Below are 4,888 nucleotides of genomic sequence, written 5' to 3'. Positions count from 1 at the left end.
GGGTATCGGGGTCATAGGGGACGGTGAGGGTATGGACCTGACCCCTGGGGGCGGCGATGTATTCCCCATTACTGAGTTGGGCCGCCGCCAATAGCACTTCCACGGCTTGGTTGGTCTGGGGGCGGTGCAGGGCATCCACGGGGCGCGACAGGAGTTTCAGCCGTTGGGGATTGGCGGGGTCTATCTCGACGCAATAGAGGAAAGAAGCATTGTCAAACCCCCAGATAAAGTGCGTCGCGTCACTGATCTGGACTCGGAACAACTGGTTCTCCGCCCCGAGGTAGCCGCCTTGGGCTTCGGGTTCACACAGGTCGGGCGGGGGCGGGGCGGTCTGGAAGCTGACTTGGAGGCGAGCGTAGGAATTGAGGCGCAGGGTGGCGGGGTCAAAGGCGAGTCCCGATTCCAGCCAGGGTGCAGCGAGAGCTTGCAGGCAGTCGTCATCCTGGGTATTGAGACGGGCAATACGTTGGATTAAGCGCAGCCGTTGCATCGTGTCGGGTCCACCGAGGGCGGGTTCGCGCAGGTCGGGGTCCTCGGTAGCACTGATTTCCTGTTCGCGCAGGTAGAGGTAAACCAGTTCTTGGGCGGGGGGTGCGTCCGGGGTAAGCCAGTCTGGTTCACTAGCGCGGTCCAGCCACTCGGACTGGGCACTATATTTAATCGTTTCCGGTAGAACCACTCTCAGTCCGTCCACATAAAGAGTACCGGGACCAATCTGGAAGTCTAGGGGGTCGTCGCCGGGGGCCGGGGGAAGCAGGACATAACCGTTGTCAGGGGTACCCGTGGAGCCGATGAGGTCGCGGGTTTCGAGGCGGAGTTCTTCATGGCTGAGGGTCTGGGCTTCGTTCCAGTCGGCCTCCAGGGTGACGCGGCCCTGCTGGGCGACGAGGCCCCGGTAGTGCTGGGCGGGGTTATAGGTGTTGCGTGCTTTATCGCTGCCCATGGCTTGCTCCTTTAAGTGACATAAATTAAGACCGGGGCCAAGCCGAGGGGCAGGTACTCCTGGTATTTGCGGTAGAGACTGCGTTCTTTAATGGCATTTTGAGTGAGGGAAAAGGCCCCCATTTCGGAACCATCGGGGGCTCCGGTACTAAGCTCGGTCTGCACGGCTAACTGTCCATAGCCCGGTTGCCCGAAAACACGGCTGGTGAAGAGGGGGGCTTGGGGGGCAAGCTCAAGACTCGCGTAGGGCCGGGGCAGGGTACTCCCCGTGGTCCAGGCACTGAAACGCACACAGCCTTCTTGGCAATTCTCCACCTGCACGAGGTCATGAAAAATACAGGTACTGGCCTCCAGACGGTGGACCCAGGCGGGTCCCAAGCAGGTCACCCGCTCTAGGACCACCGCCCCGGAACTCAGGGCCATCACGGCATCGGCGAGTTCTAGGGGATAGGCGGCGGTCAAGAGGCGTTGGTTGAGATGGGCGAGGTCACTGCCCGTGGGGTTTTGGTCTAGGAAGGCCTGGGTTTCTGGGTTGAGCCCTACGTCCTGGAAAAGCGCGGGGGTATAGAGGAGGGGGCCGTGACTTAGGGTGTTGAGGAAGTTAACCAGAACCGCCGGGTCCGTGAGGTTGGCTTGGTCGGCAGGGCTGAGTTGGTTGAAGAGGTGCTGGGAGAGGGGATCATGGCCTGCTTGGAGACGGGCGGCGAGACGGCTGGGGTCCTTGAGGTCGGCGGGGGTCCAAGGGTTGCTCTCTAGTCGAGTCGGCAGGGCTTGGAGGAGGCTGTCCTGCACGGTGAGTTGCCCGATATCGCCGCCGTGACGGGTACGGAGGGGACCGCCCACTACTTTTTCTAGAACCAGTACGCTAATTTGGCCCTCGACCCAGACCCGGCAGGGCACGAGGTCGCGCTGGTCTAGGGAGGCAAGAAAGATAGGCTCACCCCTCGTGCCGGGGTCCAAGGTGCAGTAACGAAAGGTCACTCGGGCGAACTGGCCCCGTAAAATCAGGTCCCCACCGCTCACCATCAGCCCGTCCAAGGCCAGGACACTCGCGCCCGTCCCCGTGAAAACCCAGTCGGTGGTGAGCCGGACCAAGGGGCGGGTGCGGTTCTGGGCCAAGAGGGTCACGTCCTCGACAGTAAGGTCGTTGACCGTGGGGTAGGTCTGGGAGTCACCGATGACTACGGTTCCTCGGGGGCCGAGACCCGCAAGAGCCAGAGCCAGGGCATTGCCGCCGCCCGTGACCGTGGCGGGGGGCGTGGGTCGGCGGTCAAAGGAACCCGCACCGAGGGCAGCAGCGAAACCATAGTGATAAGAGGCAAAGAAGGGCGGGTCTAGGGGCGTTGTGACCTGGAAACGGCCTAGCTCTGGGAAAACCCTGAGGTCAGGGCTGGGCAATAATTCATAGAAACTCCCCGGTTGACGGAAGACCCCCAGGGAACGCGCGAGGACCACCGGGGTTTCCTGGGCATAGAGTCGGGCCGTCTCAGCAAGCCACAGGAATTGAGTAAGGGGGGTCGGCAACTGCCAGAGTTCCGGGGTCTGCCACTGGTCCCCGAACGCCCGTTGGGTAGCAGCAAAGAGGGGTAATTCTCGTCCGGTGGGGTCAAAGGTGTAGTGTCCAGGACAGCCCGTGACCGGAACGGGCGTGACCCGGGTCAGCCCAAAACTCTGTAACCGCCAGAGGAAAACCCCCAAGTGAGCAGTGTTGTACCAGCCCGTCTGCTGCCGCCCCCGGCGCAGGTCGGCTTGGTGGCAATATTCGTCGTAGGGTCCATGGGCCAGGGAAGCTCCGTAAGCTGAGCGCAGGTCCGCCCACCCGCCCGCCGGGGTCTGGGTCCGGGGTCCGACTAAGCCCTGGGCCTGTTGTAAGGGAGACGGGAGGCCCAACTGGGGATCGAGACCATGGCGGGTCCGTCCCAAATGGCGGAAGAACTCGACGACCCGGGCACTCCAGCCCGTCAGGTCACTGGTCAATTCCTCAATGAGGGCAACGGTCCCTTTGCGGCGGCGGTAGTAGATAGTTTTGGCGACCTCCCGGCGTTGACCCGTACTGTCAAGGCTGGCGACGAGGTTGGTGGCAAGCAGGTCTCCGATGTAGGCAATGACCCAGTCGTCACAACTCTCAATAGACTGGTCTTCCCAGAGGCGGTCTATACTCCGGCGCAAGAGGGCGGCTTGGACGGCAAAGCGGTGGACCATTTCGTAAAGTGAGCCGGGGACATCCAGGCTCGCGGAGTCTTGGGCGCGGTAGACCCCAGGCAACAACAGCCAGAGTTTTTCTTGATAGAAAGCAATGTATTGGTCGTCAACGGACATAGCCCGCCTCCTGGGTGTAGATGAGGAGATTTTCGGGGAGCAACTGGAAAAACTGGCCCTCCCCAGGGTCCCAACGGTAGTGGGGGTCCAGGAAGAACCCGGTGGTTTGTTGGACCCTAAAACTCAGGTCATGGAGGGCGAGGATACCCGCCCTCAGACAGACCGCCTGGACCTGACTGGGGTAAAAACTCTGCCCAATGCGGACTTGGCGTAATCCGAAAAGCCCGGTCTCTGGTTCGATGAGGGCTTGGGTGACCCGGGTAATGAGGGGCAGGGGGTCGTAGCTGGGGTCTACCACCAGGGTCAAGCTCAGTTGCACACCACGGGGACGGGCCAAGAGGACCTTGACGGGGCGGTTCGGGTCGGCACTGGCGCGGAGGGCTTGTTGGGCGTTGCGGACGGCGTTGTTGTCATCACCCACGTAGAGCTTGACCAGGGTGCGCTGTTCAGCGGGGTCCCAACTCCAGTCGGCACGGGCACGGTTCACCCCCGGTGTCTGGGCCGCGAGGGTCTCGTAATCGTCGCCGGAGACCGCACGACCAAAGGTCAGGACGGAGGCGGGGGCGTAGCGTTTGAGTTGCGATGGTGCATCGGGGTTAGCTCCGCCGCCGACGGGGACGGGGTTACGGAGGGCCTGGAGGCGGGGGCTGGGCTGGACAATTACGCTCAGGCTAGGGGGGGCGGGGGTTTCAGCTCCCCCGCCGTAGCGGTAGCGAGCGACGACATTATTGACCCCGGTCGTGAGCCGTGCACCGTTGATCCCATCGCCAAACTGGACCTGGGTTTTGCCGTCGTCCTCACGGGTCACAAAAATACGGGCTTGGGCCGACTGTCCGTAGAAACTGGGTACCTCCTGCCAAGCAATTCCGTCTACCCAGACCTGCAACGTACTGGCGTAACCCTCGCCCGAGGTGGAGGCAGTGCTGAGGCGGTAGGTCAGGGGAGCTTTTTGGAGCGTGAACACTTGGTTTTGCCCCGCATTGCCACTCCCGAGCACTTCCTGGGAGATGGTTTGACCACGGGAGACCGAGAGTAGCCCGTAGAGCAGGCGTAAAGGCGGGGTCAGGGTGAGAGTTTCGGCGTAACTGAGGGTGACTTGGTCGGGGCTGGTCGCAGTGGCCTGGGCTTGGACACCTAGGCCGTTGCCGTCTTCGAGGAAGACGGGCTGGCTCATCGTCAGGGGGAATTTAGCTCCGTCCACGGCCTGAAACACCGTGGTGCTTTGACTGATGGTCATGAGTGGAGCCGGGAGCAAGACTGCCACATCCTGCCAGCCGTAGCGGATTTGCCCGATGTCAGAGGGGACGTTCGCGCTCAGGGTGAGGAGGGTGTGGGGAATCGGGATGGCGGGGTCTTGGCTGGGCCGGGTCTCGGGGGTGTCTCGGGCGGCGTTGGCGTACCAGACCACTTCGGTCAGGGCCTCAACCTTTGCCACGACAGGAACGGGGGGGTTGCCCGTCTCAAGGTAGATGGGGTCGCCCACTTGGAGGTCGCGCACCACACTGGCGAGGTGGATCTGTGTGCCGGAGATGATGCCCGTGGCGGGGTAGGACCAGAGTTTACTGCTGAGGCTGGGGCGCACGAGACGGTAAGCCTGGGCTTGGGCCGTGGGGGGGATGGGATAGGG

General features: G+C 62.6%; 2 protein-coding genes and 1 pseudogene. All 3 read right to left on the bottom strand.

From position 1 onward, the window contains the following. A partial coding sequence (locus tag HFM78_RS01945) for a DUF6519 domain-containing protein (protein ID WP_287127730.1) occupies window positions 1-943 on the bottom strand: 943 nt, incomplete at its 3' end. Between the two features lie 11 nt (window positions 944-954). Continuing rightward, a complete protein-coding gene (locus HFM78_RS01940; protein ID WP_287127729.1) occupies window positions 955-3,261 on the bottom strand; it encodes a hypothetical protein in 2,307 nt (768 codons plus the stop codon). Beyond that, window positions 3,251-4,888, bottom strand: a pseudogene (locus HFM78_RS01935) (hypothetical protein); the annotation flags it as partial. The pseudogene HFM78_RS01935 and the gene HFM78_RS01940, both read right to left, overlap by 11 nt.

Origin of the sequence: Candidatus Cyanaurora vandensis, from assembly GCF_013285555.1 — a bacterium.
GTDB lineage: Bacteria > Cyanobacteriota > Cyanobacteriia > Gloeobacterales > Anthocerotibacteraceae > Cyanaurora > Cyanaurora vandensis.
This window is presented reverse-complemented; position numbering and strand designations above follow the sequence as displayed.

Coding starts and splice junctions, on each gene's coding strand:
- HFM78_RS01940 (WP_287127729.1), bottom strand. CDS start 3,261: ATGTCCGTTGACGACCAATACATTGCTTTCTATCAAGAAAAACTCTGG.